Consider the following 18,222-nt stretch of genomic DNA (forward strand, 5'->3'; position numbering starts at 1 on the left):
GGCCTGGACCCATCGACCGGCGAACGAGGTGCGGATGCCCAAGCGGATCGTGATCTGCTGCGACGGCACGTGGGACACGGCGGACCTGGCCGACGGCACCACACCGGCGCCGAGCAACGTCACGCGGCTCGCGCTGGGTGTCGCGCCGGCCGACGAAGCCGGGACCCAGCAGCGGGTCTTCTACCAATCGGGCGTCGGCACCGTGCGGCGAAAGTTCACGGGCGGCGCGTTCGGCATCGGGCTCTCGCGCAACGTCCAGGACACCTACCGCTTCCTCGTGCACACCTACGAACCCGGCGACGAGATCTTCTTCGTCGGCTTCAGCCGCGGCGCCTATACAGTGCGAAGCGTCGCCGGGTTCATCCGCAACTGCGGGCTGCTGCGCCGCGAGCACGCGCACCGCGTGAAGCAGGCGTACGGCCTCTACCGCGACCGCAGTGACAAGTGGCACCCGCGCACGACCGAAGCGACGCTGTTCCGCCGGACGTACTCGCACGAGCCGCGGATCCGGTTCATCGGCGTGTGGGACACCGTGGGCGCGCTGGGCGTGCCGCTCACGGGTTTCTGGCCGATCGACGTGTTCAACCGCCGCTTCCAGTTCCACGACACCGCTTTGAGCTCGATCGTCGACGTGGCGTTCCAGGCGCTGTCGATCGACGAACGCCGCAAGCCGTTCCTGCCATCGATCTGGGCGCCCGCCGCGGAGGGCAGCACGCAGCAGGTCGAGCAGGTCTGGTTCGCCGGGTGCCACGCCGACGTCGGCGGGGGCGGCAGAACTCAGCACAGCCTCGCGGACATCCCGCTGCGCTGGCTGGCCGACCACGCGCAGGCCAACGGCCTCGCCCTGCGCGACGACTTCACCTGCGCAGGCGACCCGCTCGGCCCGATGTTCCCGTCCCGCACGGGTTTCTTCCGCCTGCTGCCGTCGGCGACACGCGGGATCGGGACCACGGACCCGAAACACGAGTACGTCGCGTCCAGCGCCGTCACCCGGCACAAGCGGGCGGCCGACTACGCGCCGCCGAACCTCGTCGGGTACCTGGCGCTGGACGGACCCGTGATCCCCGTCGAAACCTGAGTCAGGACAGGGGAAAGCTCAGCCCAGGTCGGCGAGCGAGCCCGACTTCAGGTCCTCGTCGCCCACCTTCACGCGGCCGTCGACGAGGCGTTGCAAGGCATCGCCGTCGTCCCACTGGTTGACGTTCATGGCCGCGTGGACCTCACCTTCTTCGCCGACCCAGAAAGCCGTGAAGTCCCGCGCCGCCAGGTCGCCGCGGACCACGAGCCGGTCGCGGTCGAGGTCCGCGAGCCCGCGGTACTCCATGCCCAGGTCGTACTGGTCGGAGAAGAAGTACGGGCTGTCGAGGTAGGGCTCGTGCTCACCGAGGAGGTTGCCGGCGACGTGGACACCTTGCGTGCGCGCGGTGGCCCAGTGCTCGACGCGCACGCGGTGGCCGTAGCGCGGGTGGAAGTGTGATGCGATGTCGCCGACTGCGTAGACGTCCGGGGCGGCCGTGCGCAGACCCGCGTCGACCGTGATGCCACCGTCGTCGGCCAGTTCCAGGCCCGCCGCGTGGGCCAGTTCGACGCGCGGCGCGGCACCGATGGCCACCAGGACCACGTCGGCGAGCAACTCTTCACCGCTGTGCAGCCGGACGCCGCGCACGCCGCCCGCGTCCCCGGTGACTTCGGCGACGCGTTCGCCGAGGCGCCAGTGCACGCCGTGCTCCTCGTGCAGCGAGTGGAAGACACCGGCGACCTCGTCGCCGAGGACCTTCACCAGCGGCAGGCGACCGGGCGCCACCACGGTCACCTCCGCGTCGTGCGACCGCGCCGCCGCGGCGGCTTCGGTGCCGATCCAGCCACCGCCGATGATCACGACGCGGCGCGCGTCGGTGAAGGCGGTACGCAGGCTCAACGCGTCGTCGAGCGTCCGCAGCGTGTAGAGGCCGGGAAAGTTCCCGCCGGGCGTGGAAAGCGGGCGCGGGCGCGAACCCGTGGCGAGCACGAGGCGGTCGAACTTGTGCTCGCCGCCGGCGTCGTCGAGCACGAGCCGCGCGCCGAGTTCCAGGCGCGTCGCGGTGAGGCCGGACGACAGCCGGATGTCGTGGTCGGCGTAGTAGCTCTCCTCGTGGACCCAGTCGGGTTCGTCGGCGGTGCCCAGCAGCACGCCCTTCGACAGCGGCGGCAGCTCGTACGGCCGGTGCGGGTCGGCCCCCATCAGCAGCACGTCGCCGCCGAAACCCTTCTCCCGCACCGCCGCGGCGGCCGACGCCCCCGCGAGACCCGCCCCGACGATGACGATTTTCCGAGGCTCCGACATCCCGACCTCCCTTGTCCCCACGATGGCGACCCCACGACTGGTGATTTCGCGATTGCGACCCCGATGAGCGGGTCTCCGCGATCTGCCGCGTGGACGCTACTCCCGTTGCGCGAACGGCACATCCTGTCCCCCCGACTGTGCTACAGCGTTGAAAACCCGGTCGTAGGCAATTCGGGTGAACCCGCGTAAGAGCCGCGTGAGGTCGCGGTCCCACCCGCGCACGATGCACGAGGACGACCGCGAATCGGAGGGCGAGTGCCGTGACGGATCGGGACGAGTGGTCGATCGGCTGCCGGGATCTGGCCGGCAGGCGCAGGGACGTGACAGTGTTCGTGAGCAGCGACGACAAGATCGTGCTCGTGGCACCGCCGGGGGAAGCGGCCGTGTTGGGACCGCTCGATGTCGGGCGCCTGCGGGCCGCGTTGCGCGACGCCATCGTGGCCGTGGCGCAGCACCCCGAGTGACAACCATCGTTGCTACTCGCGAGTAAGTAGAGCTGTATCAATTGCCTCGGCGTTGTCTGCCTCGGCTCCGCCGAGGCGGGCGAGATCGCCTTTTGGCGATCTCGCGCCATGGTCGCTTGCGGAACTTGGCCGGTCGACTCTGTCGTCGCCGCGATGGGGCACCTCGTGCACCGGGGCCGGCTACGGACACCATCGTGTGGCGAACGTCACGGGCACCCGGAACGCGCTGGACTTCGCGGCCGATGCCGGGCTGCTGCACCACGTGTCATCGATCGCCGTGACGGGTGGCTACGCCGGGCGCTTCACGGAGGCCGACTTCGACCCGGCCCAGACCTTCGGCTCCCCTTACCACGCAACGAAGTTCGAGAGCGAGGAGCTCGTCCGCACGCCGTTGCGCGTGTACCGGCCCTCAGCTGCCGTCGGCGATCGCGCACCGGCGAGATGGACAAGATCGCCGGCCCGTACTGCCGGCGATCTCGCCCCTCGCCGCCCTGTCCCGCCGGCCGCCGCTCGCGGCATCCGGCCTCAATGCCACGAACGTCGCGCCCGTCGACCACGTCATGGCCGCGACGGAGCACCTGATCCACCACGAGGACCACGCCGCCGAGCCTGATGCCGGAATCCGCGCCGGACGCCCGCAACCAGCCTTGCCTGCCCACGCCCACCGCCCTCGCCGCAATCGCCACGCCTCCTCTGCCGCCGCGCCTGACCCCGGCAACCGAGTCCCAACGCAACCACCACGCGAGATCGCGCCGGTGTCGGGATCGAGCGGTGCGATCGGCCCCCGGCCGATCCGACCGCTCGATCCCAACACCGGCTCAAAGGCGATCTCGCCGCCTCGGCGAAGCCGAGGCAAAAGATACAGCGGCAGAAATTACAGTTACGATCGCTGTCCAGACCGGGTGCGGGGAAGGGGAAGAGGACAGCGTGGACGTCGCCGGTGCGGCGCTGCCCACGGCCGCCGAGGGGGTTCGGTGGCGGCAGGTGGCGCTGCGGTGGAGCGCGCACGCCGCGTGGGTGCTCGTGCTCGCGGTGGCGACCGAGCTGCGCGTGGGCCGGTTCGGCTTCCACCCCACCGACCAGGGTTTCATCCTCGCGCAGGCCTGGCGCGTGCTGCAGGGCGAAGTGCCGCACGCCGACATCATCTCCGCGCGCCCGCTCGGTTCGGCGATCTTGCACGTGGTCGACTTCGGCTTGCCCGGGCCACTGTTCTTCGCGTCGAGCTGTCTTGCGATGGTGCAGATCGCGCTGACGACGATCGCGTTCGCCGCGCTGGTGACGCGCCGGCCGGTGCTGTCGTGGGGACCGGGCCGCACGGCGCTCGTCGCCGCGGCGGCTTTGCTGAACCTCAACGGGTTTCCGCTCATGGCTTGGCACACCGTCGACGGGATCACGCTCACCGCGTGCGGCGCGTGGGCGCTGGATTCGGGCCTGCGCAAGGGAAATCCGTACGCGCGGCTCGGCGGGCTGGCTCTGCTGGGCGCCGCCGCGTTCATGAAGCAGAGCTTCGCGCTCGCCGCGGTGATCGGGCTGGTCTGGACGCTGTGCTACCCGAACCGTTCCCGGCGCCTCGCGGGTGACGTGGCCGCTCTCGGCGCGTTCGGGATCGCTTACGTGGCTTGGGTGAGCGCGGGTGGCGGGCTCGCGGAGATGGTGAGCCAGGTCACCGGCGGTGTGCCCGCGTACGGCGAGCGGCTGCTGGAGCTGTGGCTGGCGGACCCGGAGTCGCTGCTGCGGCCACCGGTGCGGGGGCTGACGTTCTTCGCCGTGGTCTCCGTGGTGCTGCTGGGCGTGCGGCTGGCCGGCGACCGGCTCGGCGTGGCCGCGCGGTGGATGTCGTGGCTGCTCGCGCTCGGTGGGGTGGCCGCGGTGGCGGGGACCGTGGCGGACGGGAGGCTCACCGGTTCGTCGCGCTGGGCCGACGTGCTGTGGTGGATCCTCGCCGTGGCGGTGGTGGTGCACGCGGCCGTGTGGCGGCGTGTGTCCTGGCCCGCGCTGCTGGTGCTCGCGACGGGGTTCATGGCGAGCCTGTCGTGGGGCAACGACACCCCGACGCTGCTCACCGGTTCCCTGGCGCTCACGGCGGTGCTGCTGCTCGCCTCGGTGGTGCCGGACCTCACGCCGGTGGTGTGCCGCACGTGGCTCACCACGACGGCGGGATTGGTGACCGTCGCGGTGTGCGGCTGGGTTGTCGTCGCGCACCATGACGACGCCGCGTACCTCGACCTGTCGCACGATGAGCTGACGGCCGACCTCGGCTCCGTTGCGCCGGCGTTGACCGGTATCCGGACGAACCCGAGCACGTTCGCCTACGTCGCCCAGATCCGCGACTGCCTCCAGCGCTACCCTGCCGCGCGCACCGCCGTGCTGCCCGACAACCCGTTCGCGTACCCCGCGTTCGGGTTGCGCAACCCGTTCCCGCTGGAGTGGCCGCTGCCGCTGGAGATCGTCGGTGACGCGCCGCAGCGGATGCTCGCGACGGCCGGCGAACTCAACCGCGAGGGCGGCTACCTCGTGCTGTTCGAGACCGTGCCGAACACCACGCTCGCCGCCGGCGGGCCGGTCCCCGCGCGGGTGCCGGTGACCACGCCGAATGTCGACTACCTGGGCCTGGAGAACGCGTTGCGCGCGAAGCTGACCGGGCAGCCGGTGACGTGCGGGAGCTTCGTCGGCGAGTGGGCTCGCTGAGGTTCAGTCCAGCAGCGTGTCGTCGGGCGAACCGGCCGCCAGTGTGGCGAGCACGTCGAGCGCGGCGACGAGGGTTTCCTTCGGTGGCGCGGAAACCGCGAGCCGCACGGCGTTGGGCGCGTGACCCGGCAGCACCGCGAACGACGCGGCGGGCGAGAGCGCGATGCCGCGGCGCGCGGCCGCGGCGACGAACGTCTCGGCGCGCCACTGCTCCGGCAGCTGCCACCAACGGTGGTACGCGGCGGGGTCGCCGGCGACGGTGAACCCGGTGAGGCGCTCGTCGACGATCGCGGCGCGTTCGGCCGCGTCGGCGCGCTTCGCGGCTTCCACTTCCGCCAGCGCGCCGCCGGTGATCCAGCGCGTGGCGGCCTCCATCGCGAACCGCGTGGCACCCCAGCCGCCCGAGCGGATCGCGCCCGCGAGCCGCGGCGTCCAGGCGGCGGGCGGTGCCACGAACCCGGCGGTGAGGCCGGGTGCGACGCGTTTCGAGAGGCTGTCGACGAACACGGTGCGCTCGGGCACGAGGGCGGCGAGCGGTTCGACCTCCGGCCGGAGGAACGTGTAGATGCCGTCTTCGATCACGGGCAGGCCGAGCCGCCGGACGGCGCCGGCCAGTTCGGCTCGGCGTGCGGGCGGCATCGTCGGCCCGAGCGGGTTGTGCAGCGTCGGCTGGACGTACAGCGCGCGGACGGGCGCCGCCGAGTGGGCGGCTTCGAGCGCGGCGGGCACGAGCCCGTTTTCGTCGGTTTCGATCGGCACCAGCTCGGCGCCGAGCCGCGTCGCCAGGGCCTTCACGACGGGGTAGGTCAGGGCTTCGACGGCGAGCCGCTCCCCCAGCGGCACGAAGGCCGAGATCGCCGCGGCGATGCCCTGCCGGCCGTTGCCGGTCACGAGGAGCGTTGCGGGGTCCGGCGTCCACGCACCGCGGCTCAGGAGCGTCGCGGCGGCTTCGCGCACGGCTTTCGTACCGGCGGCGCCGACGGGGTGCAGCGCGTCGGTGAACACGTCGGCGCGCAGCAACGGCTCGAGCGCGTACGCGAGCTTCGCCGACTGGCTCGGCAGCACGGCGAAGTTGAGTTCGAGGTCCACACGGGCGTCGCCGGGTTCGGCGAGCGCGGGTTCAGGGGCGGGGCGCGCGGCCCGCACGAACGTGCCCCGGCCGACCTCGCCGACCGCGAGGCCGCGGCGGATCAGCTCGCCGTACACGCGGGCGGCGGTGGAGCCGGCGATGCCGCGGTCGCGAGCGAAGCGGCGTTGCGGCGGGAACCGATCGCCGGGCCGCAGCCGCCCCGCTTCGATGTCGGCGGCGAGCTCGTCCGCGACGACCCGGTAGTCGTCCATCGCCACCTTCGTTCCCGCCGGAAGAACGCCTGTACCCCTTGTCCGCATGATGGCACCGGCTGGTCACGTTCGGCGAATGCGGCCCACGGAACTCCCCGAACGAGGGTCACTAGGTTAGCCTAACCTGTATGGAACAGACGATCGCGGAAGCGCCGACCCGGACCGAGCCCCGGCTGCACGCCGAGGAACTGACCCTGGCGTACGACGGGCGAACCGTCGCCGAAGACCTCGGCGTGGTCATCCCGGACAAGTCGTTCACGCTCATCGTCGGCCCCAACGCGCGCGGCAAGACCCCGCTGCTGCGCGCGCTCGCGCGGATGCTCAAGCCGCGCAAGGGCTCCGTGTACCTCGACGGCGCGGTGATCTCCAGCTACGGCGCCAAGGAGGTCGCGCGGCGCCGCGGGCTGCTGCCGCAGAGTTCCGTGGCGCTCGACGGCATCACCGTCGCCGATCTCGTCGCGCGGGGCCGCTACCCGCACCAGCGCCTGCTGCACCAGTGGTGCCGCGAGGACGCGGCGGTGGTCGCCGAGTCGATGCGGGCCACCGGCGTGGCGGATCTCGCCGAGCGGCTCGTGGACGAGCTGTCCGGTGGCCAGCGCCAGCGCGTCTGGCTGGCGATGGCCCTGGCGCAGCAGACGGACCTGCTGCTCGACGAACCCACGACGTACCTGGACATCGCGCACCAGATGGACATCCTCGACCTGTGCGCGCAGCTGCACGCCGAGCAAGGCCGCACGCTCGTCGCGGTCCTGCACGACCTCAACCACGCCGCCCGCTACGCCACCCACATGATCGCCATGCGCGCCGGCCGCGTGCTCGCGACCGGCGCACCCGGCGAGGTCGTGACGGCGGAGAACGTGGAGAAGATCTTCGAGCTGCCCTGCCGGGTGATGCCGTGCCCGGAGACGGGGACGCCGCTGGTGATCCCGAAGGCGGACCGCCGGGCTGCGTAGATTCGGCAGTGGAGGTGCCATGAACCGCGAACTCTGGACCGCAGTCGACGACTACCTCGGCGACGCACTGCTGCCCGCCGACCCGGTGCTCGACGCCGCCCTCGCCGACTCCGCGGCGGCCGGCCTGCCGCCGATCGCCGTCTCGCCCACGCAGGGCCGTTTGCTCAACCTGCTGGCCCGCACGGCGGGCGCCCGCTCGATCCTCGAACTCGGCACCCTCGCCGGCTACAGCACGATCTGGCTCGCCCGCGCCCTGCCCACCGGCGGCCGGATCGTGACGTGCGAGTACGACCCGAAGCACGCCGCCGTGGCCCGCAAGAACCTCGACCGTGCCGGCTTCGGCCCGGACGTCGCCGAAATCCTCGTCGGCGCCGCCCTCGACACCCTACCGGGCCTGCGCGACCCGTTCGACTTCATCTTCATCGACGCCGACAAGGCCAACCTCGCCGCCTACGTGGAGCACTCCCTGCGCCTCTCCCACCCCGGCACCACGATCGTCGTCGACAACGTCGTCCGCGACGGCGAAGTCATCAACGCGGACAACAGCGACCCAGCCGTCCAAGGCGTCCGCACCATGCTCACCGCGATACACACCGACGCCCGCCTCGACGCCACCGCCATCCAAACCGTCGGCGACAAAGGCTACGACGGCTTCCTCCTCGCCCGCGTCCACTGACAGCGCCACCCCGCCCACTGCGACGCAAAGCCACCGACACAACCGCCGCCAAACCAAGCAAAGAGTCCCGCACCCAACCCCAACATCCCGAACCGCGACGCACTTCACCTACGCCACCGCCGCCTACCTACGCAAAAAGTGATGCGCCCAGCCCCTGCCCAGCACCTCGATCCGACGCCAAAACACGGCCGCCGACCCCGTGTCAAGGCACGCTTTCCCGTCTTGACACGGGGTCAGCGGCCGTAGTCACACTCGCGCTTCGGGGTGCACACGCACCGCAACACGCCCCGCGAGGGCCCGCATCACCCCACAACGCCTCGCAACCCGCCCCGCGCAGGCCCGCATCCCAACCACAACACCCCGCAACCCGCCCCGCGAAGGACAACATCAGCACCGAAGACCAGCCGCACCGACCCAGACCCTTCCCCCTCCACCGGAATCCCCCGAGAAGCCTCCACCATGAACTCCCTCCCAACATCCGCCGGCACCGAAGCCCCCACCACCTTCTTCCCCTCCGCATCGAACAGCCGCCGCTCATCATCCGACCCGGCCCACACGGCCGTAGCCAGCTGAGGCGTATACCCCACCGCCCGAGCATCCTGATCATCAGCGGAATTCCCGTGCTGGAACTCCCCCGTCCGCAATGCCGCGGGCCTCCCATCCGGCAAGAACGTCTGCAGCACATTGGTCACCCCCGCAGCCACCTTCGCACTCGCCCCCTCGTCCTCGGAAACGCCGGCTGCGGATCGGAATCGTGCTCCCACACGACATTCCCCTCCCGATCCAGCACCTTGTCCACCAGATGCGGCGCCACCTTCACCTCGTGGTCGGCGAAGGTCGCATACGCACCCACGACGTCCAACGGCCGCGACGGATATCGCCCCACCGCGATCCCGGACCCGATCAGGTAGCCGTCCTTCTCCCGCAACGTCGGCGTCCCGTCGACGTCGGCCGGAATCCCCGCGTCCCGCGCCGCCGCACTCACCGCGTCGGGCCCGAGCCGCTTCGCCAGCCCGAGGTACGGCGTGTCCGCGCCGACGTCATGGCCGTCCGCAGCGTGCACCTCGACGGGCATCGAGCCGGGTACGAGAAGTCCTCGCCCAGGAAGTCGATCTGCGCCGGCGCCGGCACCGGCTGGTCCGGCGACACCCCGGCCTGGATCCCACCCGCGAGCGTCAACGGGTAGAACGCCGACCCGAGCGTGGCCGGTCCCGGCGTAATCGCGCACGCCGTTCTCGCCGCCGTCGTACGCGCGCACCGCGCCCGGCGCCGGGTTCACGGACACGAGCGCGCCGCGGAACTCCTTCGGCTCGCTCTTGAGCCGGCCGACCAGCGCCGAGCGCGCGGCGGACTGGGCGGCCCGGTCCAAAGTGGTCAATACGACGAGGTTTCCCTGCTGCAGCCGGGAAAGCGGGAACCCGTCCTGTTCGAGCTCGCTGAGCACCTGCTGCTTCACGTGGTACTCGCCGTACGTCACGCTCGCGCGCGTTCGGACGGCGGCAGGATCTCCTTGCCGGGATAGGACATCGCGGCAGCGTCGGCGCCCTTCACGTAGCCGCGTTCCACGAGCTTGTCGTGCACGTACCGCCAGCGCTTGGCCGCGTGCGCGTCGCCCGACACGGCCGGGTCGTGCACCGACGGCGACTGGATCATGCCGGCCAGGAACGCGGCTTCGCTCCAGGTCATGCTGTTGTCGAGCGGGCGGCCGAAGAACGCGTTCATCACGGCGGCCGGGCCGAACGTGCCGCGGCCGAACGAGATGATGTTCACGTAGCTGGTGTAGATCTGCTCCTTGCTCTGCTGCTGCGTGATCTTCGTGGCCAGCACGAGTTCCTGGAGCTTGCGGGTGATCGTGGCGTCGTCGTCGCTGGTCGACTTCTTGATGTACTGCTGCGTGATCCCCGAACCACCGCCGACACCGGTGAGCAGCGCGCGGCCGATACCGGTGGGATCGAAGCCCGCGTTGTCCCAGAGCGTCGGGCCTTCGGTGCCGATGATCGCATCGCGCAGCTTCGCGGGCACCTTGTCGTAGGGCACGAACGAGCGATCACCGTCGGCGCGCAGCACCTTCAGGAGCTCACTGCCGTCGGAGTAGTTCAGCACCACGGTATTGTCGAGGGAGGCGAGCACGTCCTGCGGGCTGCGGACATCGAGCAGCAGGTAGGCGATCCAGAACGCGATCAGCGGCAGCCCGACGAAGACGCCGACGCGGGTGGCGTCGAGCGGCTCGGGCGTGGCACTGGCTGGGACTCCATCCGGGTCGGCGTCCGTATCGGGTTGCACGAATGGTCGACGACCGGACGGGTGGAAAGGTTGGAGGTCGGGTCAGAAATTCACGGAGCGCAGTTCAGGCCAGGAACGCACGGAGCAGCGACGCGGTGCCTTCGATGTGCTCGGCCATCGCCTGGCGCGCCGCGGCGGGGTCGCCCGCCAGGATGGCGTCGACGATGGCCGCGTGCTGGGCGTTGGAGTGCTCCAGGTTGGGCTCGAGCAGGGGGATGCGGTCGAGCAGCTGGTTCACGCGCGTACGGGCGTCGGCCATGGCCGTGGTGAGCGAACCCGACGCCGTGACTTCGGCGATCGCGAGGTGCAGGCGCGAGTCCTTGCGACGGTAGTCGGTGAGGCCGGCGGCCGCGGCCTCGGCGAGCGTGCTCGTGAGGTGGCGGCGGTCGGCGGGGCTGAGCGTGCGCGCGGCGGCGGCCTCGGCCGCGCCCGTCTCCAGCACGTAGCGCAGGCAGAGCGCGTCTTCGAACGCGGCGGCGTCGACATCGCCGGTGGCGCGTTCGCCCGGCTCGGGGAGTCGCTCGTTCACGAACGTGCCGCCGTAGCGGCCACGGCGCGACTCGACGTACCCGGCGTCTGCCAGCGCGCGGATGGCCTCCCGCAACGTCACGCGGCTGACCCCGAGGCGCTCGGCCAGCTCCCGCTCGGACGGCAGCCGCTCCCCCGCACCGACGACCCCGAGGCGGATGGCCTGCAGCAGCCGTTCGACGGTCTCCTCGAAGGCGTTGCCGGCGCGCACCGGCCGGAACAGCGCCTGGTTCGCGCTCACCACCGAGGTTTCCACGGGACCGAGTCTAGGCCTCTCCATTGCAGAGAACCCTTTGCAAAGAATCCTCTGCGGTCTACAGTGGTGGCATGAGGCCTCAGGGACGCACCGAACGGATCCTCGACGCACGGACCCTGCGCGCGCTCGCCCACCCGCTCCGGATGCGCCTGCTGGACCTCCTCGAACGCGACGGCCCCGCGACGGCCACTGGCTTGGGCAAGCGCGTCGGCGAGAGCTCCGGCACGACGTCCTGGCACCTGCGCCAACTGGCCGACGCCGGCCTCGTCGCGGAAGACCCCGGTCGGGGCTCAAAACGCGAGCGCTGGTGGAAAGCCGCGCAGGACTCGACAACCATGCGCGCCGGTGACTTCACGGGTGACCCGGAACTGGCCGGGCACCTGGCTTCGTTCCTGCACCAGCTCGTGGTGCAGCGCTACGAGGAGGAGGCGCGGTTCGTCGCCGAGCTCCCGCGGTGGCAGGACCGTTGGGAACAGAACGCCTCGATGGCCAGCAACCAGCTCTCCCTCACGCCCGAAGAGGCCCGGCGGATGTCCGACGACATCCTCGCCGTGGTCGACCGCTACCGTCGCCCCGCCCGCCCGGGCGACGACGCGGTGGTCACCCACTGGGCCGCGTTCCCGCGCACCGCCCACCCGGAACCCGCACCCGACTCCACCGAAGAACTGGGGACCCCATGACTCCGCACGACTTCACCGAACACTTCGTCCACGCCCGCCAAGCCGAGCTCCGCGCCGCCGCCTCCCGCCGCCGACGGCCCCGCAGCCTGCACACGCCCCGCCAACGCCTCGGCTGGCTCCTGGTCCACACCGGCCTCCGCCTGGTGACCGACCGGAAAGATCGCACGCCGATCACCCTGCCCGCCTGACACGGCAACGAAACCGCAACCCCGCAACGCGCCCCGACGGCACCACCCACCCCCTCGGCACCTCACCAATCACCGGCCGACAAGCCACCACATCGGACCCCCAGGCCCCTCGGCACCCCACCAACCGCCAGCCGGCAACGCACGAGGCGGGACCACCCAGCCCCCTCGGCACCTCACCAACCCGCCGGCCAACAACTCACCACGCGGGACAGCCAGCCCCCTCCTGAAACGCCGCCCGCAACCCACCACGAGGATCAACCCCCACACCGGCGAGCCCTCCGCCCCACCCAAAACCGCCGGCCAACTACGGATCACGGGGGACCGCCCAGCCCCCTCCCTGCGGCCCCGATCCGCAGCCGGCACACGTTTTGGGGCCGTTCGTCAAGGTACGCTTTCCCGCCTTGACGAACGGCCCCAAAACGTAGTCACACTCGGCTGTCGGGGTGCCGTCCCACACCCACCCGAAACCACACGGCCACCGCCGGCCGAACACCACCCACTCACCGCCGCCAAACCCCCCACAGCCAGGCGACACCCCACCAGCCACCGCCAGGCCAACCGGCCAACGACCACCGCGACCCGAACCCCACGATCACCGCCGGACCGAACGCCCACGATCACCGCAACGGCAACCGCAACACCCTCAACACTCGATCACATTCACCGCAAGCCCACCCCTCGCAGTCTCCTTGTACTTCACCGACATATCAGCGCCGGTCTCCCGCATCGTCTTGATCGCCTTGTCCAGCGTCACCACATGGCTACCGTCGCCACGCATCGCCATCCGCGCCGCGTGAATCGCCTTCGAAGCCCCGACCGCGTTCCGTTCGATACAGGGAATCTGCACCAACCCACCCACGGGATCACACGTCAGCCCGAGGTGGTGCTCAACTCCGATCTCGGCGGCGTTCTCCACCTGAGCCGGCGAGCCGCCCAGCACCTCCGTCAACCCGGCCGCCGCCATCGCCGAAGCGGAGCCGACTTCACCCTGGCAGCCGACTTCGGCGCCCGAGATCGACCCGGTCTGCTTGAGGATCGAGCCGATCGCGCCGGCCGTGAGCAGGAATGTGACGATGCCGGCGTCCGACGCACCGCGGATGAAGCGCTGGTAGTAGTGCAGCACGGCCGGGATGATCCCTGCGGCGCCGTTCGTCGGGGCCGTGACCACGCGACCGCCCGCGGCGTTCTCCTCGTTGACCGCCAGTGCATACAGGCTGACCCAGTCCATGGCGTACAACGGGTCGTCCGCGCCGTCCTCGGCGATCAGCTTGTCGTGCAACGCCTTCGCGCGCCGCGGGACCTTCAGGCCGCCCGGGAGCACCCCCTCGTGGTGGATGCCGGCCTCGACGCACGAAGCCATCACGGCCCAGATCTCCAGGAGACCCGCACGCACCTCGGACTCGGAGCGCCACGACAGTTCGTTCGCCAGCATGATCTCGCTGACCGACAGCTCCGTCGACGCGCAGTGCGCCAGCAGGTCCGCGCCCGTCCGGAACGGGTACGGCACCGGCGTCGCGTCCTCGACGAACACCGCGTCCGTCTCGTACGACTCGTCCCGCACGAACCCGCCGCCGACGGAGTAGTACGTCCGCGAACGCACCTCCGCCGCGCCCGCGAATGCCCGGAACACCATCCCGTTCGGGTGTGCCGGCAGCGATGTGCGCCGGTGCATCGTCAGGTCGGTGTCCTCGTCGAACGCGATCTCCCGCGCTCCGCCGAGCAGCAGGCGGCCCGACGTCCGGATCTCGGAAACCCGGGCGGGCACGGTGTCGGTGTCCACCGACTCCGGACGCTCACCCGAAAGCCCCAGCAGCACGGCCTTGTCGCTGCCGTGGCCGAAGCCGGTGGCGCCGAGCGAGCCGAACAGCTCCGCCTGCACTCGCGTCACGCGGTCCAGGACGCCGTCGTCGGCGAGACCGTCCACAAAGGTCCGCGCAGCCCGCATCGGGCCGACGGTGTGCGAGCTCGACGGCCCGATGCCGATGGAGAACAGGTCGAAGACGCTGATCGCCATTGATCCGCCCCTTCTCTCTAGTGTCTGGCCAGCAGGGAGCTGGCTTCCTGCGCGGCCGGGCCCTGGTCCGCGAGGTGGCGGAGGTTTTCCGGCAGTTCTTCGCCGCGGTGGGCCTTGGTCTGGGCGTACAGGCGGCCGGCGCGGTAGGACGAGCGCACGAGCGGTCCCGCCATCACACCGGGGAAGCCGAGCGCCTCGGCCGCCTTCGCATGCTCCACGAACTCCTCGGGCTTGACCCACCGGTCCACCGGATGATGCCGCGACGACGGCCGCAGGTACTGCGTGATCGTCAGAATCTCGCAGCCCGCGTTATACAGATCGCGCATCGCCGGCCCGACCTCCTCCGGGGTCTCGCCCATCCCGAGGATCAGATTCGACTTCGTCACCAGACCGGCCTCACGGGCCCGCGCAATCACCTCGAGCGACCGCGCATAGCGGAACCCGGGCCGGATGCGCTTGAAAATCCGCGGCACCGTCTCCACGTTGTGCGCCAACACCTCCGGCCGCGCACCGAACACCTCGGCCAACCGAACCGGATCCGCATTGAAATCCGGGATCAACAGCTCCACACCCGTCCCCGGGTTCAGCGCGTGAATCTGCCGCACCGTTTCCGCATACAGCCACGCGCCCCCGTCCTCGAGGTCATCACGCGCCACCCCCGTGACCGTCGAATAGCGCAACCCCATGGCCTGCACCGATTCCGCGACCTTCCGCGGCTCCACGCGATCCAGCGCAGCCGGCTTCCCCGTGTCGATCTGACAAAAATCACACCGCCGCGTGCACTGATCACCACCGATCAGGAACGTCGCCTCCCGATCCTCCCAACACTCATAGATGTTGGGACAGCCCGCCTCCTCACACACGGTGTGCAGACCCTCGCGCCGCACCAGACCCTTGAGCTCCGTGAACTCCGGCCCCATCCGCACCCGCGTCCTGATCCACGACGGCTTCTTCTCGATGGGCGTCTCACTGTTGCGGACCTCCAGCCGCAGCAGCTTCCGGCCCTCTGGCGTCACGCTCATCGCGACAGGTCCGCGTACAGCGGGTGCTTCTTGGCCAGCAGCTCCACGCGCCCGCGCAGCGTCTGGCGCACGGACTCGTCGAAGTCCGGCTTGAGCGCTTCGGCGATCACGTGGGCGACCTCGGTGAAGTCCTCGGCGCGGAAGCCGCGCGTGGCCAGCGCCGGCGTGCCGATCCGCAGACCCGAGGTGACCATCGGCGGCCGCGGGTCGAACGGCACCGCGTTGCGGTTCACCGTGATGCCCACGGAGTGCAACCGGTCCTCCGCCTGCTGGCCGTCCGAAGCGGACCGCACCAGATCCACCAGCACCAGGTGCACGTCGGTGCCGCCGGTGAGGACGCGCACGCCCGCCTCGGCGCAGTCCGAACGCGACAGCCGGTCGGCCAGGATCCGCGAACCCTCGAGGGTGCGCTCCTGCCGCTCGCGGAACTCGTCGCTCGCGGCGATCTTCAGCGCCACGGCCTTGGCCGCGACCACGTGCTCCAGCGGCCCGCCCTGCTGACCGGGGAACACCGCCGAGTTGATCTTCTTCGCCAGCTCCTCGCGGCACAGGATCAGGCCGCCGCGCGGGCCGCCGAGGGTCTTGTGCGTGGTGGTGGTGACGATGTCGGCGTGCGGCACCGGCGACGGGTGCAGCCCCGCGGCCACCAGGCCGGCGAAGTGTGCCATGTCGACCATCAGCCGAGCGTCGACGAGGTCGGCGATCCGGCGGAACTCGCCGAAGTCGAGCTGGCGCGGGTAGGCCGACCAGCCGGCGATGATCAGCTTCGGCTTGTGCTCCACGGCCAGGCGCTCGATCTCGGCGAGATCGACGATCCCGGTCTCCTTGTCGACGTGGTAGGCCACCACGTTGTAGAGCTTGCCGGAAAAGTTGATCTTCATCCCGTGCGTGAGGTGGCCGCCGTGGGCGAGGTCGAGGCCCAGGATCGTGTCGCCCGGCTTCAGCACGGCGAACATCGCCGCCGCGTTGGCCTGCGCGCCCGAGTGGGGCTGCACGTTGGCGTGCTCGGCGCCGAACAGCGCCTTCGCGCGGTCGATCGCCAGCTGCTCGACGACGTCGACGTGTTCGCAGCCGCCGTAGTAGCGCCGGCCGGGGTATCCCTCGGCGTACTTGTTCGTCAGCACCGAGCCCTGCGCTTCGAGCACACCCACGGGCGCGAAGTTCTCGGACGCGATCATCTCCAGCGTCGACTGCTGGCGGTCGAGCTCAGCGGCCACGGCCGCGGCGACCTCCGGGTCCACATCGGACAGGTGGGCGTCGAAAGTCGTCATCAGTTCTCCTGGGTGAGCGCGGCGTACGCGGAGGCGTCGAGCAGCTCCGGGACGTCGCCCGTGAGCCGCACCTTCAGGAGCCATCCTTCGGTGTACGGGTCGGAGTTGATGACCTCGGGGGTCTCCGATGTGGCCTCGTTCACCTCCACGACCTCGCCGCTCACCGGCGAGTACAGCTCGCTCACCGACTTCGTCGACTCGACCTCGCCGAACACCTCACCCGCGGTGACCGTGCCGCCGACGGCCGGCAGCTGCACGAACACGATGTCACCGAGCGATTCGGCGGCGAAAGCGGTGATGCCCACGGTCGCCACGCCGTCGGTGACCGACAGCCACTCGTGTTCCTTGGTGTAGGACAGGTTCTGGGGAATGCTCACTTGCCGGAATCCTTTCAGTGCGGCGCAGCCGCTCCGTTGCGGGTGGTGGGGCGGCGGCCGGGCTCTCAGGCCCGGGAGTAGAAGGGCAGGTCGACGACCTCGACGGGCTCGATCCTGCCCCGGATGTCGACGGAAAGCTTCGTACCGGGCTCGGCGTACGCCCGATCGACGTACGCCATGGCGATCGGGTAACCCAGCGTCGGCGAGAGGGCACCGCTCGTCACCTCGCCCAGGGTGGTCTCGCCGGACAGCACGCGGTAGCCGTGCCGCGGGGCCCGCCGCCCGGCGCCGCGCAAGCCGACCCGCACGCGCGGGACGTCGGCCTCCGCCAGCTCCTGAAGCGCGGCCCGGCCGACGAAATCACCGGGCTTGTCGAACTTCACCACGCGGCCCAGCCCCGCGGCGAACGGGTTCAGCTCACGCGTGAGCTCGTTGCCGTACAACGGCATCCCGGCTTCGAGCCGCAGCGTGTCGCGGCACGCGAGACCACACGGGACGAGCCCGTGCGGCTCACCGGCCTCGGTCAGGATCCGCCACAACGCGGGCGCCTCGGCCGTGGGCACGAACAGCTCGAAACCATCCTCGCCCGTGTAGCCGGTGCGGGCCAGGAGCACGTCGTGCCCCTTCACCGCGGCGGGCACGCTCGCGTAGTACTTGAGCGCGCCCAGGTCAGCGTCGGTCACGGCGGCCAGCACGTCGACCGCGCGCGGGCCCTGCACGGCGATCAGGGCGGTGTCCGCGGACCGGTTCTCCACGACGGCGTCGAACCCCGCCACGCGCTCGGCCAGCGCGCCGGCGACGACCTCGGCGTTGCCCGCGTTGGCGACGACCAGGTACTCCTCGTCGGCCAGGCGGTAGACGACCAGGTCGTCGAGCACGCCGCCGTCGGTGTCGCAGATCATCGTGTACCGCGCGCGGCCCGGCTTCACTCCGGTGAGGTTGCCGACGAGCGCGAAGTCGAGCACGTCCGCGGCCTGCGCGCCGCGGACGTGGATCTCGGCCATGTGCGACAGGTCGAACAGCCCGGCCGCCTCGCGCACGGCCTTGTGCTCGGCCAGCTCACTGGCGTAGCGGACCGGCATCGACCAGCCCGCGAAGTCGGTGAACAGCGCACCCAGTCCCTTGTGGACGGCGTGCAGGGAAGTCTCCTTGGACACG

Annotated in this window: 18 protein-coding genes; 8 read left to right on the forward strand and 10 right to left on the reverse strand. The window is 70.8% G+C overall.

Annotation, left to right across the window (positions count from 1 at the left end; genetic code table 11):
* The first annotated feature begins 34 nt into the window (after positions 1-34).
* Positions 35-1,078, forward strand: coding sequence for a DUF2235 domain-containing protein (locus I6J71_RS35065; protein WP_204090773.1), 1,044 nt, complete (start codon positions 35-37; stop codon positions 1,076-1,078).
* Positions 1,079-1,096: 18 nt separating this feature from the next.
* Here the strand turns inward: I6J71_RS35065 and I6J71_RS35070 are convergent, their stop codons facing one another.
* The gene (locus I6J71_RS35070; RefSeq protein WP_204090774.1) at positions 1,097-2,323 is read right to left on the reverse strand and encodes an NAD(P)/FAD-dependent oxidoreductase; all 1,227 of its coding nucleotides are present in this window, start codon (positions 2,321-2,323) and stop codon (positions 1,097-1,099) included.
* Between the two features lie 260 nt (positions 2,324-2,583).
* Between I6J71_RS35070 and I6J71_RS35075 the strand changes: the two genes are divergently transcribed.
* The 3 genes from I6J71_RS35075 (at position 2,584) to I6J71_RS35085 (ending at position 5,475) form a co-directional block, all read left to right on the forward strand.
* Positions 2,584-2,787, forward strand: coding sequence for a hypothetical protein (locus tag I6J71_RS35075; protein ID WP_204090775.1), 204 nt, complete (start codon positions 2,584-2,586; stop codon positions 2,785-2,787).
* Positions 2,723-3,400: an SDR family oxidoreductase gene (locus I6J71_RS51325; protein WP_370542013.1), complete on the forward strand. Its 678-nt coding sequence runs from the start codon at positions 2,723-2,725 to the stop codon at positions 3,398-3,400. Before I6J71_RS35075 ends, I6J71_RS51325 begins: the two co-directional genes overlap by 65 nt.
* A 314-nt stretch (positions 3,401-3,714) precedes the next feature.
* Positions 3,715-5,475 carry a hypothetical protein gene (locus I6J71_RS35085; protein ID WP_239154092.1) on the forward strand — a complete coding sequence of 587 codons (1,761 nt, stop codon included), beginning with the start codon at positions 3,715-3,717 and terminating at the stop codon, positions 5,473-5,475.
* Positions 5,476-5,478: 3 nt separating this feature from the next.
* Here I6J71_RS35085 and I6J71_RS35090 read toward each other — a convergent pair whose 3' ends face one another.
* Positions 5,479-6,816, reverse strand: a complete 1,338-nt coding sequence (locus I6J71_RS35090) for a PLP-dependent aminotransferase family protein (RefSeq protein WP_204090776.1) — start codon at positions 6,814-6,816, stop codon at positions 5,479-5,481.
* A 128-nt stretch (positions 6,817-6,944) separates the two neighbouring features.
* On the opposite strand from I6J71_RS35090, the gene I6J71_RS35095 reads away from it, so the two are divergent.
* Both I6J71_RS35095 and I6J71_RS35100 read left to right on the forward strand, forming a co-directional pair.
* Complete coding sequence (locus tag I6J71_RS35095; RefSeq protein WP_204090777.1) at positions 6,945-7,769, forward strand: ABC transporter ATP-binding protein; 825 nt, start codon at positions 6,945-6,947, stop codon at positions 7,767-7,769.
* Between the two features lie 19 nt (positions 7,770-7,788).
* Complete coding sequence (locus I6J71_RS35100; RefSeq protein ID WP_204090778.1) at positions 7,789-8,445, forward strand: O-methyltransferase; 657 nt, start codon at positions 7,789-7,791, stop codon at positions 8,443-8,445.
* Positions 8,446-9,133: 688 nt separating this feature from the next.
* Here I6J71_RS35100 and I6J71_RS51330 read toward each other — a convergent pair.
* The 3 genes from I6J71_RS51330 to I6J71_RS35110 form a co-directional block, all read right to left on the reverse strand.
* Positions 9,134-9,922 (reverse strand): hypothetical protein, encoded by a 789-nt coding sequence (locus tag I6J71_RS51330; RefSeq protein WP_370542014.1) that lies wholly within the window; start codon positions 9,920-9,922, stop codon positions 9,134-9,136.
* Positions 9,919-10,728, reverse strand: coding sequence for a transglycosylase domain-containing protein (locus tag I6J71_RS51335; protein WP_370542015.1), 810 nt, complete (start codon positions 10,726-10,728; stop codon positions 9,919-9,921). Before I6J71_RS51335 ends, I6J71_RS51330 begins: the two co-directional genes overlap by 4 nt.
* 64 nt (positions 10,729-10,792) lie before the next feature.
* Positions 10,793-11,512 carry a FadR/GntR family transcriptional regulator gene (locus tag I6J71_RS35110; protein WP_239154093.1) on the reverse strand — a complete coding sequence of 240 codons (720 nt, stop codon included), beginning with the start codon at positions 11,510-11,512 and terminating at the stop codon, positions 10,793-10,795.
* 71 nt (positions 11,513-11,583) lie between these two features.
* Here I6J71_RS35110 and I6J71_RS35115 point away from each other — a divergent pair, with 71 nt between their 5' ends.
* A complete protein-coding gene (locus I6J71_RS35115) occupies positions 11,584-12,192 on the forward strand; it encodes a helix-turn-helix domain-containing protein (protein WP_204090780.1) in 609 nt (202 codons plus the stop codon).
* A complete protein-coding gene (locus I6J71_RS35120) occupies positions 12,189-12,380 on the forward strand; it encodes a hypothetical protein (RefSeq protein WP_204090781.1) in 192 nt (63 codons plus the stop codon). The genes I6J71_RS35115 and I6J71_RS35120 overlap by 4 nt, the downstream gene beginning before the upstream one ends.
* 643 nt (positions 12,381-13,023) lie before the next feature.
* Here the strand turns inward: I6J71_RS35120 and I6J71_RS35125 are convergent.
* From I6J71_RS35125 to gcvT, 5 genes are all read right to left on the reverse strand, one after another.
* A complete protein-coding gene (locus I6J71_RS35125) occupies positions 13,024-14,394 on the reverse strand; it encodes an L-serine ammonia-lyase (protein ID WP_204090782.1) in 1,371 nt (456 codons plus the stop codon).
* Positions 14,395-14,411: 17 nt separating this feature from the next.
* Positions 14,412-15,416, reverse strand: coding sequence for a lipoyl synthase (lipA, locus tag I6J71_RS35130; RefSeq protein ID WP_204090783.1), 1,005 nt, complete (start codon positions 15,414-15,416; stop codon positions 14,412-14,414).
* Positions 15,413-16,687 carry a serine hydroxymethyltransferase gene (gene glyA, locus I6J71_RS35135; protein ID WP_204090784.1) on the reverse strand — a complete coding sequence of 425 codons (1,275 nt, stop codon included), beginning with the start codon at positions 16,685-16,687 and terminating at the stop codon, positions 15,413-15,415. Before glyA ends, lipA begins: the two co-directional genes overlap by 4 nt.
* Complete coding sequence (gene gcvH / locus I6J71_RS35140; RefSeq protein WP_204090785.1) at positions 16,687-17,064, reverse strand: glycine cleavage system protein GcvH; 378 nt, start codon at positions 17,062-17,064, stop codon at positions 16,687-16,689. Before gcvH ends, glyA begins: the two co-directional genes overlap by 1 nt.
* Positions 17,065-17,129: 65 nt before the next feature.
* Complete coding sequence (gene gcvT / locus I6J71_RS35145; RefSeq protein ID WP_204090786.1) at positions 17,130-18,221, reverse strand: glycine cleavage system aminomethyltransferase GcvT; 1,092 nt, start codon at positions 18,219-18,221, stop codon at positions 17,130-17,132.
* Position 18,222: the final 1 nt, after the last annotated feature.

It is taken from the genome of Amycolatopsis sp. FDAARGOS 1241 (assembly GCF_016889705.1).
In the GTDB taxonomy this organism is placed as follows: Bacteria; Actinomycetota; Actinomycetes; order Mycobacteriales; family Pseudonocardiaceae; genus Amycolatopsis.

What these genes read in the sequence shown, in the direction of transcription:
- I6J71_RS35065 (WP_204090773.1), top strand. Translation starts at nt 35, where the DNA reads ATGCCCAAGCGGATCGTGATCTGCTGCGACGGCACGTGGGACACGGCG.
- I6J71_RS35070 (WP_204090774.1), bottom strand. Translation starts at nt 2,323, where the DNA reads ATGTCGGAGCCTCGGAAAATCGTCATCGTCGGGGCGGGTCTCGCGGGG.
- I6J71_RS51325 (WP_370542013.1), top strand. Translation starts at nt 2,723, where the DNA reads ATGTCGGGCGCCTGCGGGCCGCGTTGCGCGACGCCATCGTGGCCGTGG.
- I6J71_RS35090 (WP_204090776.1), bottom strand. Translation starts at nt 6,816, where the DNA reads ATGGACGACTACCGGGTCGTCGCGGACGAGCTCGCCGCCGACATCGAA.
- I6J71_RS35095 (WP_204090777.1), top strand. Translation starts at nt 6,945, where the DNA reads ATGGAACAGACGATCGCGGAAGCGCCGACCCGGACCGAGCCCCGGCTG.
- I6J71_RS35100 (WP_204090778.1), top strand. Translation starts at nt 7,789, where the DNA reads ATGAACCGCGAACTCTGGACCGCAGTCGACGACTACCTCGGCGACGCA.
- I6J71_RS35115 (WP_204090780.1), top strand. Translation starts at nt 11,584, where the DNA reads ATGAGGCCTCAGGGACGCACCGAACGGATCCTCGACGCACGGACCCTG.
- I6J71_RS35120 (WP_204090781.1), top strand. Translation starts at nt 12,189, where the DNA reads ATGACTCCGCACGACTTCACCGAACACTTCGTCCACGCCCGCCAAGCC.
- I6J71_RS35125 (WP_204090782.1), bottom strand. Translation starts at nt 14,394, where the DNA reads ATGGCGATCAGCGTCTTCGACCTGTTCTCCATCGGCATCGGGCCGTCG.
- lipA (WP_204090783.1), bottom strand. Translation starts at nt 15,416, where the DNA reads ATGAGCGTGACGCCAGAGGGCCGGAAGCTGCTGCGGCTGGAGGTCCGC.
- glyA (WP_204090784.1), bottom strand. Translation starts at nt 16,687, where the DNA reads ATGACGACTTTCGACGCCCACCTGTCCGATGTGGACCCGGAGGTCGCC.